This window comes from Lysinibacillus sp. UBA5994, from assembly GCF_002429725.1.
Classification (GTDB): domain Bacteria; phylum Bacillota; class Bacilli; order Bacillales_A; family Planococcaceae; genus Lysinibacillus; species Lysinibacillus capsici.
This window is the reverse complement of record NZ_DJAU01000056.1, coordinates 183,284-199,609: the sequence shown is the minus strand read 5'-3', so window position 1 is coordinate 199,609 and position 16,326 is coordinate 183,284. Positions and strand designations below refer to the sequence as shown.

At 39.0% G+C, this 16,326-nt stretch carries 17 protein-coding genes; 5 read left to right on the top strand and 12 right to left on the bottom strand.

Features of this window, described 5'->3' with window-relative positions; all coding sequences use genetic code 11:
* Nucleotides 1–121: 121 nt before the first annotated feature.
* The 3 genes from ilvD to B3D98_RS17240 all read right to left on the bottom strand — a co-directional run bounded on the left by ilvD (nt 122) and on the right by B3D98_RS17240 (nt 4,648).
* Nucleotides 122–1,792 (bottom strand): dihydroxy-acid dehydratase, encoded by a 1,671-nt coding sequence (gene ilvD / locus B3D98_RS17250; RefSeq protein WP_004231412.1) that lies wholly within the window; start codon nt 1,790–1,792, stop codon nt 122–124.
* Nucleotides 1,793–2,162: 370 nt separating this feature from the next.
* Nucleotides 2,163–3,485, bottom strand: a complete 1,323-nt coding sequence (locus B3D98_RS17245) for a D-arabinono-1,4-lactone oxidase (RefSeq protein ID WP_288584644.1) — start codon at nt 3,483–3,485, stop codon at nt 2,163–2,165.
* A complete protein-coding gene (locus tag B3D98_RS17240) occupies nt 3,473–4,648 on the bottom strand; it encodes an amino acid deaminase/aldolase (protein WP_288584641.1) in 1,176 nt (391 codons plus the stop codon). Before B3D98_RS17240 ends, B3D98_RS17245 begins: the two co-directional genes overlap by 13 nt.
* Before the next feature lie 770 nt (nt 4,649–5,418).
* On the opposite strand from B3D98_RS17240, the gene B3D98_RS17235 reads away from it, so the two are divergent.
* Nucleotides 5,419–5,676, top strand: a complete 258-nt coding sequence (locus B3D98_RS17235; protein ID WP_004231402.1) for a GlsB/YeaQ/YmgE family stress response membrane protein — start codon at nt 5,419–5,421, stop codon at nt 5,674–5,676.
* Between the two features lie 35 nt (nt 5,677–5,711).
* Here the strand turns inward: B3D98_RS17235 and B3D98_RS17230 are convergent, their stop codons facing one another.
* Nucleotides 5,712–6,410 (bottom strand): lytic transglycosylase domain-containing protein, encoded by a 699-nt coding sequence (locus B3D98_RS17230; protein ID WP_016995260.1) that lies wholly within the window; start codon nt 6,408–6,410, stop codon nt 5,712–5,714.
* 204 nt (nt 6,411–6,614) lie between these two features.
* On the opposite strand from B3D98_RS17230, the gene mscL reads away from it, so the two are divergent.
* From mscL to B3D98_RS17215, 3 genes are all read left to right on the top strand, one after another.
* A complete protein-coding gene (gene mscL / locus B3D98_RS17225; RefSeq protein ID WP_009370295.1) occupies nt 6,615–7,004 on the top strand; it encodes a large conductance mechanosensitive channel protein MscL in 390 nt (129 codons plus the stop codon).
* 468 nt (nt 7,005–7,472) lie between these two features.
* On the top strand, nt 7,473–8,588 hold the full coding sequence (locus tag B3D98_RS17220) for a methionine biosynthesis PLP-dependent protein (RefSeq protein WP_288584628.1): 1,116 nt from the start codon (nt 7,473–7,475) through the stop codon (nt 8,586–8,588).
* Between the two features lie 3 nt (nt 8,589–8,591).
* Entirely contained in the window at nt 8,592–9,752 is a 1,161-nt protein-coding gene (locus B3D98_RS17215) for an aminotransferase class I/II-fold pyridoxal phosphate-dependent enzyme (protein ID WP_048392380.1), read from the top strand.
* Between the two features lie 52 nt (nt 9,753–9,804).
* On the opposite strand, the gene B3D98_RS17210 is transcribed toward B3D98_RS17215, so the two are convergent.
* The gene (locus B3D98_RS17210) at nt 9,805–10,233 is read right to left on the bottom strand and encodes an NUDIX hydrolase (RefSeq protein WP_288584624.1); all 429 of its coding nucleotides are present in this window, start codon (nt 10,231–10,233) and stop codon (nt 9,805–9,807) included.
* A gap of 69 nt (nt 10,234–10,302) precedes the next feature.
* On the opposite strand from B3D98_RS17210, the gene B3D98_RS17205 reads away from it, so the two are divergent.
* Nucleotides 10,303–10,794: a GNAT family N-acetyltransferase gene (locus B3D98_RS17205; protein WP_288584622.1), complete on the top strand. Its 492-nt coding sequence runs from the start codon at nt 10,303–10,305 to the stop codon at nt 10,792–10,794.
* A gap of 30 nt (nt 10,795–10,824) precedes the next feature.
* On the opposite strand, the gene B3D98_RS17200 is transcribed toward B3D98_RS17205, so the two are convergent.
* The 7 genes from B3D98_RS17200 to B3D98_RS17170 all read right to left on the bottom strand — a co-directional run bounded on the left by B3D98_RS17200 (nt 10,825) and on the right by B3D98_RS17170 (nt 16,316).
* Entirely contained in the window at nt 10,825–11,163 is a 339-nt protein-coding gene (locus B3D98_RS17200; RefSeq protein ID WP_288584620.1) for a cupin domain-containing protein, read from the bottom strand.
* A gap of 20 nt (nt 11,164–11,183) precedes the next feature.
* Nucleotides 11,184–11,726, bottom strand: a complete 543-nt coding sequence (locus tag B3D98_RS17195) for a hypothetical protein (protein WP_288584617.1) — start codon at nt 11,724–11,726, stop codon at nt 11,184–11,186.
* 117 nt (nt 11,727–11,843) lie between these two features.
* A complete protein-coding gene (locus tag B3D98_RS17190) occupies nt 11,844–11,996 on the bottom strand; it encodes a YpzG family protein (protein WP_004231380.1) in 153 nt (50 codons plus the stop codon).
* 108 nt (nt 11,997–12,104) lie between these two features.
* Complete coding sequence (locus B3D98_RS17185; RefSeq protein WP_288584609.1) at nt 12,105–13,277, bottom strand: amidohydrolase; 1,173 nt, start codon at nt 13,275–13,277, stop codon at nt 12,105–12,107.
* Nucleotides 13,278–13,294: 17 nt separating this feature from the next.
* Nucleotides 13,295–14,482 carry a hypothetical protein gene (locus B3D98_RS17180; protein ID WP_115673345.1) on the bottom strand — a complete coding sequence of 396 codons (1,188 nt, stop codon included), beginning with the start codon at nt 14,480–14,482 and terminating at the stop codon, nt 13,295–13,297.
* A 224-nt stretch (nt 14,483–14,706) separates the two neighbouring features.
* Nucleotides 14,707–15,021, bottom strand: a complete 315-nt coding sequence (locus tag B3D98_RS17175; protein ID WP_288584604.1) for a DUF3784 domain-containing protein — start codon at nt 15,019–15,021, stop codon at nt 14,707–14,709.
* An 11-nt stretch (nt 15,022–15,032) separates the two neighbouring features.
* A complete protein-coding gene (locus tag B3D98_RS17170; RefSeq protein ID WP_259419657.1) occupies nt 15,033–16,316 on the bottom strand; it encodes an alpha/beta hydrolase in 1,284 nt (427 codons plus the stop codon).
* Nucleotides 16,317–16,326 lie beyond the last annotated feature (10 nt).

Here is a 16,326-nt window from a genome sequence, read left to right as displayed (position 1 = left end):
TAGCTCACTCCGAGGGGATGTCGGATCTAGTTGTATCGCCGGCTTCCAGCACGACCGGCTCTCTGGTAGATACAAGGCTCTAGAACCTTTAACCTCATCAACGTTTTTATTTATCTAGTTGTTAAATTTTCATTACGCCTCCAGTGGAAGCGCTCGTCACTAATTTTGAATATCTTGCTAACCAACCACGTTTGATTTTTGGCTCAAAGACTGGTAATTTTGCACGACGTTCAGCTAAAACTTCATCTGAAACTTGTAAATTAATCGTACGATTTGGTAGATCAATTTCGATAATATCTCCGTTTTCTACTAAAGCGATTGGACCGCCTTCAGCAGCTTCGGGTGAAATATGGCCAATTGAAATACCACGAGATGCACCTGAGAAACGACCATCTGTAATTAATGCAACCTTTGTACCAAGGCCTCGACCTTGAATGGCAGATGTTGGTGCAAGCATTTCTGGCATCCCTGGACCACCCTTAGGTCCTTCATAGCGAATGACGACTACATGGCCCTCTTTCACCGTTCCATTATCAATGTTTTCTTGTGCTGCTTCTTGTGAATCAAAGACAATTGCCTCGCCCTTGAATACTTTGATAGAAGGATCAACGGCCCCTACTTTAATAACAGAGCCATCTGGTGCGATGTTACCGAATAAAACTGATAATCCACCTACAGCACTATATGGGTTGTCTTTTGTTCGAATGACTTGATCATTCGTGATGTGATAATCTTTGACAAGCTCACCCATTGTAACGCCTGCTACGGTTGGACGGTCTGGATGAATAGCACCTGGAATAGATGTTAATTCATTAATAATGGCACTTACTCCACCCGCTTTATTAATATCATCCATTGAAATATCTGAAGCAGGCATGATTTTTGCTAAATAAGGCACTCTTTCCGCTACTTTATTAATATCTTCAATGTTGTAATCTATTTCGGCTTCATTGGCAATTGCTAATGTATGAAGAACTGTATTTGTGGAGCCCCCCATTGCCATATCAAGAGCAAAAGCATCATCAATTGCCTCTTTTGTAATAATATCGCGAGGTTTAACGTCTTCCTTGACCATGCGAATTAATTGCTTAGCTGCTTCTTTAATCAGCTTGTGACGCTCTTCAGAAGTGGCAACGATTGTACCATTTCCAGGTAAAGCAACACCAAGCATTTCCATTAAGCAGTTCATGGAATTTGCTGTAAACATGCCTGAGCATGAGCCACACGTCGGACAAGCATTATTCTCAATATCCAACAGCTCTTCCGCAGACATTTTTCCTGATTTGTGTGCTCCTACACCTTCAAACACAGATGTTAAGGAAAGCTGTTTCCCTGCTGCAGAAGTTCCTGCCTCCATTGGACCACCTGAAACAAAGATAGATGGTACATTCGTACGAACTGCTGCCATAAGCATTCCTGGTGTAATTTTGTCACAGTTTGGAATATAAAATACGCCATCAAACCAATGTGCATTAATAACTGTTTCAGCAGAGTCTGCTATAATTTCACGACTTGGTAAGGAATAACGCATACCAATATGCCCCATTGCAATACCATCATCGACACCAATTGTATTAAATTCGAATGGAATACCACCCGCTTCAATAATAGCTTCTTTCACTACATCAGCGAACGTACGTAAATGAACGTGACCTGGTATTATGTCGATATAAGAGTTACAAACCCCAATAAATGGTTTGCCTAGATCTTTTGCTTTTACTTTGCCTGTTGCATATAAAAGACTTCGATGTGGCGCTCGATCTACGCCTACTTTAATCATGTCACTTCTCATTTTAAACGCCCCTCATTGCTATCCATACTATGTTCGTTGCTATAGACAAAATGTTCTGTCTTTTTAATTTTTGTTTATAGAGTAATAGCCTCTTAGACGACTACTGCTGTAACGAACGTGTTAAATTGTTGTTATCATAGTACGAAAAAAAGGTCTCGTCAACACTATTTTTTGAATTGTTTAAACAATTCAAAAAATCTGTCGAAATTGAAATCGTTTACATGCTGATTAAGCATCAGTTTTATCTCGCTTTGATAAAAATTTTGACATTTCGTTCAAATTTTAATTTTTTAATAATAAACAAAAATGGATAAATAAAAAATTTCCATATATTTGAATAAGCTAAGTTATCCAATCCTAGAGATAACGCTTACAATAGAAACAACTTTTTTAAGTATCCTGTAAAAAATATTTGCTCAGGATCATATTGGTGTCGAATGCTTAAAAACTTTTCAATCTCTGGATACAACGCATAGACCGTTTGCGCTGTTAAATGATGTTGTTTTCCCCAGTGAGGACGACCTTCATATTTTTGCATCAATGTATGCACCCATTTAAAGTAAGGCTCTTCTGCCATTCCCTTATACATATGAAAGGCTATAAAAGCCGACTCACGCCCTTGTGTTGGACTTAAAAAACCTGCTTCGCCTGCAGTTGTTCGACATTCTAAAGGAAAATGAACATTAAAAGTCCCTTTTTTAAAGGTTGCATGGATTTCCTCCAAACAAGCTTCAAACTGTGATAAAGGGATGGCATATTCACTCTCTTGAAACTTCACGCTACGAGGTGAGGGATAAATTTCATAGCTTATCCCTACTTTTTCACTTTCTACCACATTGGCAGCCGCTATCTTGCTCATGGCACCACTTAAACCTGGTTTCCACTTACAAAGCTCTGACATCGCAAAGAAAGCCCCGTTTTCTACTATTTGTAGCTTTAACGTTTCTATTTTTTTATTCCATTCACTTTGAAAAACAGGCGCGACCGCATTCATCCGTTTTACTTGAATTGTTTCACTACCAGGGAAATAAAACCACTCCACATGACGATGTTGACGAATATCCTGCGCAAATAACGAGAGACCATTTGTCAATGTTTCTCTTGCCCCCACATAATGCAAACCATATAGTGGTATGACCTTAATCGTTACTTTGACCAGAACACCTAGCATCCCAAGAGATACATGCAGCGCTTCAGATAAATCATCCATACCTCTCCTATGTTCCTGATAAGTACCAGTACCGTCTACAAATCCCCATGCCTGGACAGCTGACGATAGAGAACCAAGTGTAACCCCTGTGCCATGTGTGCCAGTTGACACTGCCCCTGCAATGGTTTGCTCCTGTATATCGCCCATATTGATTAACGCAAAACCGTGTTTCGCTAGCATTGGTCCAATTTCATATAGGTAGGTCCCCGCCCATAATGTTGCCTCCTGCCTTTCCTCATTCACAGCGATTAATCCACGCAGATTATGTAAGGAAATTGCTATATGCTCAGGCATAGCCACAGCGCTAAAAGAATGAGCAGCGCCTGTGACACGGATTGTCTTTCCTGATTGACACGCATGCTTCACAATTGCTGAAACTTCATCAATAGAGTGTGGTAAATACATTTCACTCGGATAGGAAATAACATTCCCAGCCCAGTTTGTCCACTTTTCACCATTTCGCCATTTTTCTATAGAAAACATTGTCCATCCCCCCTATATGTTGTGTAATGTCCTGCATACTTGTCCCCGCGAATAGCATGCAGGACCTGAAAACGCTCACAAAGCTCTCCAGCCTTCGCATGTCGAAAATAAATGGTATCGCCAATATTGATACTCTTCCCTTTGACCTTAATAGGTGTTTGCACTTCCCCTGCGCCTTCTAGGCTAAAATATGCAAAAGTGGTAGGGTCATAGAATACAGGCAAACGATCCATCCCAATGGCTCCAGAAGCCGTATAGCCTCCCCCATGACAAACAACGATATTTTTTTCAGGCATTCTTGTTACACGTAAGGCAAATCCAGCAGCCTTTTCTAGCTGTAAATGTGTAAATTGATCGAACAATGCTGGTGCATAAAAAGCCGAGCCAACTGTAATTTCCGTTACTTCCTTCTGTTGATTGGTGTACGTCATACTTCCTGATCCTCCACCATTAACAAAGCGTAGATTTGGAATATAAGCCTTGATATGGGCGATCGCTAATCGACGAAACTGCGTTACTTGCTTTTTGGCTTGTACTTGCATGGCTTCTATGACTCTACCTTTTAAAGCATTTGCAGGACGATTGCCAACCCCTGCTATTTGAGCCTCATAGCCCATCGCTCCTACCACTTCAATTACAGGAGTGTTTTGAATGGTTTGTAAAAAAGGTGTCAACGTTTCAAGAGAAGACAATGACGAACGTTTTGTTCCAAAATACAATACTTTAAAATCATTAGAAACATTAAGATCAATGCAAACCTGTACACGTACGCCAATCTCTTGTCCTAATTTCTCCAATAGTTGGATATGTTCTGGTCTGTCTACCATAAAGGTGACGATTTTTCCTTTCTTTACAAAATGCAACAATCGACGAATCGTTGCTTCCTCCATTACTGGATAGCCAAGCAATAAGTCATCAAACTGCTGCTCTAATAAAAAAAGGGTCTCTGCTGCAGTAAATGTCATAAACCCCACAACATTCACAAGTTTTTTCTGTATATAACGAAGGACCTCAATAGAACGAATCGATTTTGTTGCAATACGAATTTGTTTTCCCCCACAAGCATCTTGAACCATTTGTATATTTTTATCTAGTGCATCTAAATCTACCCATGCAAATGGTCTTTCCAAATCACAAAATGCTTGATCCAATCTTGACGTCATTTCATCACTCCCTTGTATAAACTATGTATTTGACATTTAGCAGAATAATTCCTTTTTTCAGTTAATTAAGCAAAATAAAACAACCGTGAGCCTGTTTTACAATAAGACTACACGGTTGTTTTAATATGAGATAAACATTTCATTCACCTTTCTATTAAATTGGTTACGATGCGTATAAGAAATCAGCTGCAAGATTTAGCATTACTAATAAATGCAAACCAGCAATTAAAAAGCCTTGACGATTTAAACGTTTCATAACAGCCATATTCATATGACCACGCTCCTTTTCTACATTATAATCCCTTTATACAGAATTTTCAAACTATTAAAAAGTGGAAATTTACCCATTTTTCTTTTTCTACACAAAAAACTCTCCCAAAGAAATAAGGAATCGCACATAGAATTGACATTCTGTTTCAATAAAAAATAATGTATTTTTTCACGAATGAAAAGGTTATTGTAGTAAATAATTTAGTTAAATGGCTGTTTTTTATTGTTACTGGCGATTGGGCGTTGCATGCATTTCTGGTACGAATTGAATACATGAACATACTATAGAAGTAATTGTAGTTAATGTGGACATTTTCACGGTAGTTTATGCAGTTGGATTAGCTATAAAGTGAGCACAGCAAAGGAGCTGCATTCACTTGTCTACAGCCTTATTTACAACATGTAATAATTACTAAACAAAATCACAGTGTTTAATCTACTCCATTCAGGGTATAACTAAGTAATCGCCATTATATCTTAAATTTAAGGAGATGAAAGTAATGATTAGTTTCATTTGGTATTTAATTATTGGAGGAATTCTTGGATGGCTAGCTGGCGTCATTTTAGGTAAAGATGTACCAGGCGGCATCATCGGGAATATTATTGCAGGGATTGTCGGTTCTTGGATTGGTAGTATGGTTTTAGGGAACTGGGGCTGGAGAGTAAGTGATTTCTACGTGTTCCCAGCACTAATCGGTGCCATCGTGTTGATCTTTATCGTCAGCCTTATTTTAAAAGGTATGCGTAAAGCAACTTAAATATGTAATGAAGAGCCATCCAATGTGATGGCTCTTTATTTTTTTTCATGTAAGAGAACAGCTGCTTGGAGCTCATCGTGAAAATCATCATACAACTGGTAGTAATATAACACATCCTCAACATATTTCTCGCTATGGTTGTATTGATAAACAGCTTTCTTAATATTCCCTGTCGCAGCACCGTATTTGGATAAGTAATTCGCAGCACTAAATACTGCATCCTCAATATCATAGGGATCAGCTATTCCATCCCCATTTGCGTCAACGCCATATCCTCCATATTTAGCAATTGTCTCAGGACTCATCAATTCAGTTTTTGTGATGCTTCCTTTTCCCAAACCTGAGCATGTGGGATGCTGCCAGCCAACGAATGTACAGGGCATGAATTGCATATGCCCCTCTGCCCCAGCAGATGATACCATTGATTTTACCGTAGAAAACCGTGTTTCAATACGATGATGCGCAGCAAGTAATGTCCAGGGTACACCATATTTTTCTTCTGCAGCTACATAAACGGGAATGTATTGCTCAGGAATTTTCATATCGAAATGCTGTTGAATCTCCTCAATTGCCTTTTGCTGGACAAGCTTTTCGAATATCGGTAATGTTTGAAGCTCCTTCCAAGCAAAAAATGTGAGAACATACACGGTAATTGCAATTGGAATCAATAATGCTATCATACCCAATTTTGTCGCGGGTGATAACAGAGGTTTGTTATTCTTTTTCTTTGCCATACGTCACACCTAATCTAGTATTCTTTTTCTATATTACCAAATTTTCCGTAATGTGCAGTATATCTTTTCATTTTGAAAGAATGAAGTCTTCCACATCTATGAAAGTACATCATTTCCACCATGAAAGCAGTTGAAAGGTTTGCTAAAAATATAGTAAAATACAGATTGATTCGTTTATTGGATAATAATAGGGAGGAATTTATTTTGTGGAAAGACTTTAAAGAATTTGCGATGAAAGGCAATATTGTCGATCTAGCAGTAGCAGTAGTCATTGGTGGTGCTTTCGGTAAAATTGTTACCTCCTTAGTTGAAAATATCATCATGCCATTAGTCGGTGTTTTAACAGGTGGTATTGATTTAACAAAGAGTTTTGTTTTTGGCTCAGGTGAAGCCCAAATCAATTTTGGTGTATTTCTACAATCCATCATTGATTTTTTAATCATAGCATTTGCCATTTTTATGGCCTTACGAATTATGACAAAGCTCACACGTAAAAAAGAAGAAGCAGTCGTGGAAGAACCGGCACCTGAACTCGATGCCAAAGAAGAGCTTCTCAAAGAAATTCGCGACTTGCTAAAAAAAGAACAAGCCTAACATGTTGTTAAAGCATCTGTCTCTCAAAGGAGGCAGATGTTTTTATTTTGTCTCCTTTACTTGTTTCTAACCGCTACTTCAAACCTATCCCTCACTTTGACTGCTCTATCCACCATTTTTCACGTTGTATCCGCTACTTTTCACGTTCTATCCGCTACTTCAGAACCTATCCCCCACTTTGTCCGCTCTATCCCTCATTTTTTACGTTGTATCCGCTACTTTTCACGTTCTAACCGCTACTTTAAATCTTGTATCCGTAACTTGAAACTATCCTCTCTTTAGCCCTATCTTTATTCTGGAATCTCCTACTATTCCTAGGTGATTAACTATAAATAATCTAGCTAATTTTCAGAAATCACCTTGTTCTTCTTTAGTATCCATGTTAAATTGGTAACAATTATTGAGAATACTATTAAATTGAAAGCAAAAGTTGTTGCTTTTAATAATATTGAAGAAAAGAGTGACGTCATGACATTAAACAGAAGTATTGAAACAAAGCTTGTACAACTTGGTAATTTAAGTGACCCAGCAACAGGAGCTGTGAGCCCACCCATTCATTTATCGACTGCTTATAAACATACTGGGATTGGTGAATCTACTGGTTTTGACTATACACGTACAAAAAATCCAACACGTACTCTTTTAGAAGCAGGAATTGCTGATTTAGAGGGTGGCGATATGGGCTTTGCCTGTAGCTCCGGGATGGCTGCCATTCAATTGGTGTTATCCCTATTTAAACCAGGCGATGAATTAGTCGTGCCAGATGATTTATATGGTGGTACATATAGACTTTTTAATTTCTTCCAAGATACTTATAATATTAAGCCTGTTTATTCAAAATTTGAATCGGTTGAACAGGTGGAAGCATTAATGAATGAAAATACACGTGCAATATTTATTGAAACACCTACAAATCCACTTATGCAGGAGTTTGATTTACAAGTGTATGCGGAGTTAGCACATAAGCATGGGGCATGGCTAATTGTGGATAATACATTTTATACGCCATACTTCCAACGCCCTATTGAATTAGGCGCAGATATTGTGCTTCATTCTGCAACGAAGTATATTGGTGGTCATAATGATGTTTTAGCTGGGCTAGTGGTTGCTAAAGGCACAGAATTAGCCGAACGCATTGGCTTTATTCATAATGGTAGTGGCATGGTGCTAGGAGCTATGGATTCATGGTTACTTATTCGTGGTCTAAAAACAATGCATCTACGCTTAAAGCAACATGATGCCAATGCGAAGGCGATTGCTGCTTACTTAGAGGAAGAAGAGTTAGTGACAGATGTCCTTTACACTGGAAAAGGTGGCATGCTGTCATTCCGCTTGCAAAAGCCTGAGTGGATTGACCCATTCCTTCGTAACTTAAAGTTAATTACTTTTGCTGAAAGTCTTGGCGGTGTCGAAAGCTTTATTACGTATCCTGCTACACAAACACATGCAGATATGCCTTATGAAGAGCGTGTGGAGCGTGGCGTTTGTGATCGTTTATTACGCTTCTCTGTTGGCATTGAGGAAGCAGAAGATTTAATTGCAGACTTACGACAAGTGTTTGATATCCTTAGAAAAGAGGCGTAATTGATGAAGCAACGTATTGAAACAAGCCTCATTCACGCAGGTGTTCGTGATGGCTATAGTAATAAAAAAGGGGCTGTTAACGTCCCGATGTATCTGTCGTCTACTTTCCATCAAGAAAGTATAGATGAATTTGGAGAATATGATTATGCTCGTTCAGGCAACCCTACAAGAGATGCGTTAGAAAAAGCTGTAGCAGAGCTTGAGGGAGGCGTTCGTGCCCATGCATTTTCATCTGGTATCGCTGCCGTATCAGCAGCATTAATGCTGTTATCGCAGGGAGATCATATCGTCATGACTGAGGATGTTTATGGTGGAACCTATCGTTTTGTAACAAAGGTGTTGCCGCGCTTTGGGATTTCCCATACATTTGTAGATTTTACGGATTTAGCAGCTGTAGAAGCAGCAATCACGCCAGCTACAAAACTACTTTATATGGAAACACCATCAAATCCAACGTTAGGCATTACAGATATTCGTGGTGTAGTGGCGCTTGCCAAGCAACACCACTGCCTTACATTCTTGGATAATACTTTTATGACACCGTTACACCAACGCCCACTAGAACTTGGTGTAGATGTCGTCATTCATAGTGCAACGAAGTTTTTATCTGGACATTCTGATATTATTGCTGGCTTAACGGTTACTGCCGATGAAAAGCTAGGTCAGGATCTCTACTTTATCCAAAATTCATTCGGTAATATTTTAGGTGTACAGGATTCATTCACACTACTACAAAACATCAAAACAACAGATGTACGTTTTAGTCGTTCTGCTGAATCTGCACAAAAAATTGCTGTGTATTTGGCTAGCAATCCACTAGTTGAGCAGGTCTACTATCCAGGGCTTGCTTCACACCCAGGCTACGCTATTCATCAACGTCAAAGCACAAGTCCTGGGGCCGTTTTATCCTTCCGACTACCAAGCTATGCAGCTGCAAAGGCATTGGTTGAGGCGATGACAATTCCAGTATTTGCGGTCTCTCTTGGAGGAGTAGAATCTATCCTTTCTTACCCTGCAAAAATGAGTCATGCGGCTATGGAGCCTGAAGAGCGTGCTAAACGAGGCATCACAGATGGTCTTCTACGTTTTTCTGTAGGACTTGAGCATGTTGATGATTTAATTGCTGATTTTGCACAAGCCCTAGAGATTGCTGCCAAGGCTTAATTGAATCAACATAAAAACCGCGTCCAATTGACGCGGTTTTATTATAATAGGTTCAATTTCTCACGTTTGCTAACAATCGGTATAAATAATCGCCATGCCCCTTTGCTAGCAGGGCATCTTGCTCAGCTGAAATCCAATAGAATGAAAAGATTAAATCCCCTTCGTTTAAGCCTGTTGGATGATGTTGCCATGCATCCCGTGTTTCATCGGATGTTAAATGATAAAAATACCGTTTCTGTAAAACACCTGATGGATGATTAAAATAATCCTGTGCTATTAGCGCTTGAACGACAAGTGTGGTTAGACCTGTTTCTTCTAGCATTTCACGTTTCACAGCATCTAAAGGTGTTTCCCCTTCCTCAACCGTACCTTTGGGCACCTGGATACCTGCCCCAACTGAATTCTGTTCAAATACGAGTACCTGTAATTGATCCTCATGCGTTCTCGTGATATAGCCAAAAGCTTTTTCAATTACTTGCATGAAAGTGACCCCCTTTGAATGATTGAATGTTACAATAAAGAGAAAAATTGGAATAGAAGGTGAAAAGTGTTGACACTTATTATACGACAGATGCAAGAAAATGACATTACTTTTGTACAAGAAATTGCTAGAATAAGCTGGCATCATACATACGAAGGAATCATTCCACGTGACATTCAAGATCGTTTTTTACAACTAGCTTATAGTCGAGAACGATTAATCGAACGTCTCATCAATAGTCCGTTTCTCGTTGCAATTTTTGATGAATGGCTAGTAGGCTTTGCTAATTTTTCAAATGTAACACAAGGTGAGGCGGAGCTACATGCGATTTATTTACATCCTGATATGCATGGTAAGGGCGTGGGTACTGCACTTTTACAGGAAGGACTACGCATGCTCCCAAATCTATCGTCTTTATTTGTTTGTGTAGAGAAAGAAAATAAACTTGGTATGCATTTTTATCAAGCAAAGGGATTTGTAGCAATAGAAAAATTTGATGAACAATTTGATGGCCATCTACTTAAAACAGTTAAATTGGTTAAACAATATGAAAAAGTGTAACGGTTCTTGCAACTACCGTTACACTTTTATTTATGTAAGATTTATCTGCTCCGCTTGGATAACAAGTGCTGTTAAGCCCGTTATACTACCAGATTCATGTGCCTGACCTTGATGCCATAGTACTCCCTGTCCTGTTTTTATCGTGATTTTTTCAGCATCTTCACCACTAATCCATCCCTCTCCATTAATAACGATAAATAGCTGTGGAATGGGGGCTTCATGCAAACCAACCACACCGCCTGGCTCAATATAGATGAAACCGATCGTCGTAGGTACTTCCGTTTTCGTGATTTTTCTATAAAATGTATCGATGGATTGGTATTGATGAATTAGATTTGCTAAATCTTGTGTAAATTGTATGAGTTGCATTTCGCGAAAATCCCTTCCTTTTAGGCTAGTTCTTCTTCAGCAAATGCTAAAAGTGTTCCATCTTCTTTTTTGAAATAAAAAGCAAATGCATCATAGCCATTTCTTTTAATCGTTTCCCAGTTAGCGGTTTCTCCATTTATGAGCCGTACATTTTCTTGTTCATCTACCTCATAGTCGTCTATTTCTTCGTCATAGTCGATATTATAGAAAAATGATAATACCACTTCTGTTACAGGCAGAATATATTTCTCCAGTGGACGGTTGTCATGATGTGCCTCGGTATACGCCTCACAAAATAGCGCATTATAACCATGTAGCGTGGCATCAAAGAGCAAAATTTCCTCCGCTGTTAAAGGATCTTTGGCAACGATTCTAGCGGTTGAGCCTGTAATAAAAGGCATCATTTCCTCTCCTTCAATCATTAGCAAATCACCGTGATACCAAATTTCAAATTGTTCATTGCCTGCGCTAGATTGGAGCTGAAACTGTGATTCAACTCCATCTATAAATTGCACGTTTTCTGCAAATGGCTGTAGATAAATTGGAATAGGCGTAGTAATCATAGCATTCCTCTCCTTTTCTGTTAGAAATTACTTATATTATACATCTTTCTCATTTTACACATAAAGAAAAACCCAGAATTTTTTCTGGGCTTGATGACACTTACTTTTCTAGCATGATTAAAACTGACGGGCCTTTGCTTCACTTCGCAAGAGACGGTTATGGAGAGTAATCTCCGTTTCACCATTTACTTGCGATTTTGATCGCTTAATCCTTGACCAGTTGCGGTGGATTTTTTGAGATTTGGGGTCTAGTTGTTCGAACCTACTCATTTTTCATCCTCCTCATCATTATAGATTTCATAAGTGAAATCTTCTTTATTATGACCAGCTAAGGTGAATTTATACTAATTTCATAAGAAGCTTAGTTACTTCACTTTATTAGTTTTCGCTTAACCAAGTTAACGCATATTGTACATATAATTCGGCTCCAACGCGCAAACCATCTTCATCGATATTAAAATGGCCGTTATGATGTGCCCAGCGTGTATCCTTTTCTGTATTGCCTGAGCCTACTAGAGCAAAACAGCCAGGTACTTCATCTAAGTAAAAGCTAAAGTCTTCTCCACCCATTGTCGGATCATCAATATGATAAGCATCCGCGCCAAAATGTTCAGCTGCAAGGCGCTCGACTAATCTGGCACTCGCCACATCATTGTTGACGGCTTGTGTACCATATTCATAAACGACCTCTGCTGTGCCACCATAAAGTGAGGCAATCTGGTCAGCATAATGACGAATTTGCGTTTCGATATGTGAACGAACCTCTTTATCAAAACAACGCACAGTCCCTTCTAAAATGGCATCTTCTGCAATTACATTAAAGCGTGTGCCAACCTCCATTTTTCCAATTGTAAGAACGGCAGGTTGAAGTGGATTGACTGTACGTGCCACAACTGTTTGGACATTCAAAGCAAACGTTGAAGCAATCATCACGGCATCAATGGCATCATGTGGGACTGCGGCATGACCGCCCTGCCCTTTAAAGCGCACTTTGAAAATATCAGCAGAGGCAAAGGCAGGACCTTTATTACACTGAATTTTCCCTGTGTCAATTTGTGACCAAATATGAATACCAAAGACGTTATCTACACCTTTCATTGCTCCTTGCTCTACCATCGCTTTTGCGCCTGTAGCTACTTCTTCCGCTGGCTGGAAAATAAAACGAACTGTTCCCTCAATTTCTTCTTGTACCATATGTAATGTCTTAGCTGCAATCAGCAACATGGCTGTATGCGCATCATGACCACAGGCATGCATCTTACCATCAGTTTTAGAGCGATACGGAATATCTTCTCGTATTTCATAAACTGATAATGCATCCATATCTGCACGTAAGGCAACGGTTTTTCCTTCCTTGCCCCCTTTTAACTCCGCAATAATGCCTGTTGGCTCTATTCGTCTAAACGGAATACCAAGGTTCTCTAAATATGCTGCTACATAATTCGTTGTTTCATATTCTTCCCAAGAAAGCTCTGGCTCACTGTGCAATTTTTGACGAATTGCCACAAGCTCACTATTTAATTCCGCAATAATTTCTTTCATTTTATTCATGCTGACTCTCTCCTTCTTTATAGCCAATTGACAAAAATACCCGCTAAAATCACAGATGTTATCGTTACACTAATGAAACCTCCCACAAGCATCGGTGGTAACATATGACTTAACAGCATTTCTCGTTCTTTTTGATCGGCTGTGGACGATTTCACTACTTCATTCGTTAAAATATAATCTGCTGGGAACCCATAGAGCGCTGTTAAGGATACAGCAAACGCTAAATTCGGGCTGACCTTTAAAACTTTTCCTGCGATGAAAGAGAAAATATACATACCAATGACTGCTAAGACAATAGACACTACTAATGGCACAATAATACGCATCAGCATTTCAGGGGAAGCCTGTTTTAAGCCATCAAATATAAAGAGCATTAACCCCATAATGGCAAAACCGAAGCCATTTGCTTTTTGCAATGGTTGTCTTTCTAAAAAACCAAATGTCGATGCAAGGACACCAAACACTAGGCATAGCACTAACGCATTGACTGTCACAACAGGTGCTAATGCTGTAGATGTACCATACGCTAATAATCCAACAAGCGCTAAACGGAAAAATTTAAAGTATTCTGTATTGTACTTGGTAGGAATTTTACTAAATAATTTTGGTTGCTCAGATGCCTGTTCAACATCTTCCTCTACCTGTGTTACCGATTGTATATTCCCTTGCTGATGTTCTTTTAATAAACGTTTTGCTTCACGCTTCAATACAATGGACGTGATGGGATATCCTGCAAAACCTTGAATAACATAAATTACAATGGCAAAGACGGCTAAATCCTCTAAGCCAGCTGCAGAAGCGCCTTCTGACATCACTAGCGCTGCCACAACACCACCGACTAATGGTGGAACTGCAACAATCATCGTTTTTAAATCAAATAGCAAGGCACCAATTGTAAATAATATGGCGATGATGCCTACAATACCAGCTAAAGAAATAACGATGGCTTTCCACTGGTTTTTCAATTCCTTAAGGGACAGAAGTGTACCCATATTCGTAATTAATAAATACATTAACATCGTGGCAACGACTGGACCAATCCCGGCAATACTAACAATATCTTTCGGGAAGAATGTCCAATAGCCAATTAAAAATAATACCGCACAGACGAACACAGATGGAATCCACGCCTTCGTTCTTGTTGCTACGATATCTCCGATGTAAAGAATAGCAAGTACTATCGTCAGTGCTAACATTTGCGACATATCAAAGAATTCTCCTAACTTAGTAATTTTTTAATGTCATCTATAATAATACTAATTATTCTTAAAATTCTATTTTTACAGAAAAGAAGAAAAACAGCGCATGAACGAGCATATTCGTGACACTAAAATTACGGTTTTCCAAATATTTAGATTTTAAAGAATTTTCATAAAGCGCTTACAAAAAAATAGAACCATTATAAAATGGTTCTACTTTTTCTTACATGCTATTTTTTGAAACGATTACCTGTGTTCGCATAGATCAATAAAAATATCGTAAGGGCGACAAAAAGTACAAGACCTACATGAAATAACCATTGTGTATGGAAAAATTCGTTTAGTATCGATAAAAGGACACAAAAACAGTAGCCATACATCATTTTTCCCATAAATCTTGCCAGTGCCTTTTCATCATATTGTTCTTTATCTTCCTGTGCCATCGTATGAAAGCCTTCAAGTAGAAAAGATCCTTTACCTTGCGATAGAACAATGGCGAAGATGAGAAACGGCAGCATGATTATTAAATAGACAAGTACTCCCAAGGTTAATCATCCTACTTTTCATTTTTAATAAATTGCTCAATTGCTGGTAGTAATTCTTCATGCAGTGGCAGCGAAGGGTCTGCATAGGTTGCTAAGTTTTTGGCGCGATCTGCCGGTGCCTTTTTCAATACGTGATTCATACCCGCTAGATAAAGTAATTTTGAGTCTTGTTTGCCTTTCTTCAATGCCTCAGCATCGGCTTCCTTCACTTGTAAATCCGTTGTTCCTTGTACTAGCAATACACGGCTTTTTACTTTTGCAAGCTCATTAGCAGGTTGATATTTTAGCAAGGAAATCAGGAAAGGCTGTACAGATGGACGGAAAAGGGCCTGTAGCTCTGGCGAAATATTTTTCACTTGCTCCCCTTGCTTTAAAGCTGTCAAAATATTCGTGGATTCATTAAAAAGCTTTGGTGCTAATTGACCTTTTAATTGCTCTAAAAGCACTTCATCTAACGATCTACCTGCACCGGCAATGGAGACAAAGGATGCTACGCCTGTCTTTTGAGCCGCGAGCAAACCAATGAGTGAGCCTTCGCTATGACCAATCACATGGACACTTGTGTAGGCTTTATCAGCCATCAATGTTTGGATAATTTGTACAGCATCATCAACGTATTGGTCAAACGTTCCATCCTCTTCCTTTGTTAAGAGCGCTTGATTGTCACCAAGTCCTCGCTTATCATAACGCACCGTCGCAATGCCCTGTTGTGCTAAACCTTCGGCCAACATTTTCAAGCTATTATTTTTTCCAGCCAAAGCGGAATTACCATCTTTATCAGTTGGCCCCGATCCTGCTATTATCAGTGCCACTGGTGATGGAGATGGAGAAGCCTTTTGTACAGCTACCGTTAAGTTACCGTTTTGAACGGGAATTTTTAATGTGTCATAGGTAACAGGTTGCTCTTTATAAGCCTTTAGTATTAAAGGAAATTTCCCACCATTTTGTTGAAATGTAGCCTCTATTTGTTCATTTTTGATTGTGCCATTAATGGCAATAGCAGAGCCGTTTAAATTTATGGACACTTTTACTTTATCACCTGTATACGTCACACTTTGAAATGGAAAATTAGATAAGCCCTGTGCTGGCACGGATAATGTACCACTTTCCTTCTTTAAATCGATAATAATCGGTAATGGTCCATTTGGCGTTTCAATAGTTCCTTCCCATTTTCCAATAAACTGTTCATTCATTGCATTTGTCCCCTTTGATCCTTGATGTTGTGCAGTGACCTCTTTTTGCCCACAGGCAGCTAAAAGTAAAATTGTACAGCAAATCAATAACCATTTTTTCATCTAATCTTCC

What these genes read in the sequence shown, in the direction of transcription:
- B3D98_RS17215 (WP_048392380.1), top strand. Translation starts at nt 8,592, where the DNA reads ATGAAGCAACGTATTGAAACAAGCCTCATTCACGCAGGTGTTCGTGAT.
- B3D98_RS17235 (WP_004231402.1), top strand. Translation starts at nt 5,419, where the DNA reads ATGATTAGTTTCATTTGGTATTTAATTATTGGAGGAATTCTTGGATGG.
- B3D98_RS17195 (WP_288584617.1), bottom strand. Translation starts at nt 11,726, where the DNA reads ATGATTACTACGCCTATTCCAATTTATCTACAGCCATTTGCAGAAAAC.
- ilvD (WP_004231412.1), bottom strand. Translation starts at nt 1,792, where the DNA reads ATGAGAAGTGACATGATTAAAGTAGGCGTAGATCGAGCGCCACATCGA.
- B3D98_RS17180 (WP_115673345.1), bottom strand. Translation starts at nt 14,482, where the DNA reads ATGTCGCAAATGTTAGCACTGACGATAGTACTTGCTATTCTTTACATC.
- B3D98_RS17220 (WP_288584628.1), top strand. Translation starts at nt 7,473, where the DNA reads ATGACATTAAACAGAAGTATTGAAACAAAGCTTGTACAACTTGGTAAT.
- B3D98_RS17200 (WP_288584620.1), bottom strand. Translation starts at nt 11,163, where the DNA reads ATGCAACTCATACAATTTACACAAGATTTAGCAAATCTAATTCATCAA.
- B3D98_RS17245 (WP_288584644.1), bottom strand. Translation starts at nt 3,485, where the DNA reads ATGTTTTCTATAGAAAAATGGCGAAATGGTGAAAAGTGGACAAACTGG.
- B3D98_RS17210 (WP_288584624.1), bottom strand. Translation starts at nt 10,233, where the DNA reads ATGCAAGTAATTGAAAAAGCTTTTGGCTATATCACGAGAACGCATGAG.
- B3D98_RS17170 (WP_259419657.1), bottom strand. Translation starts at nt 16,316, where the DNA reads ATGAAAAAATGGTTATTGATTTGCTGTACAATTTTACTTTTAGCTGCC.
- B3D98_RS17185 (WP_288584609.1), bottom strand. Translation starts at nt 13,277, where the DNA reads ATGAATAAAATGAAAGAAATTATTGCGGAATTAAATAGTGAGCTTGTG.
- B3D98_RS17190 (WP_004231380.1), bottom strand. Translation starts at nt 11,996, where the DNA reads ATGAGTAGGTTCGAACAACTAGACCCCAAATCTCAAAAAATCCACCGC.
- B3D98_RS17230 (WP_016995260.1), bottom strand. Translation starts at nt 6,410, where the DNA reads ATGGCAAAGAAAAAGAATAACAAACCTCTGTTATCACCCGCGACAAAA.
- B3D98_RS17240 (WP_288584641.1), bottom strand. Translation starts at nt 4,648, where the DNA reads ATGACGTCAAGATTGGATCAAGCATTTTGTGATTTGGAAAGACCATTT.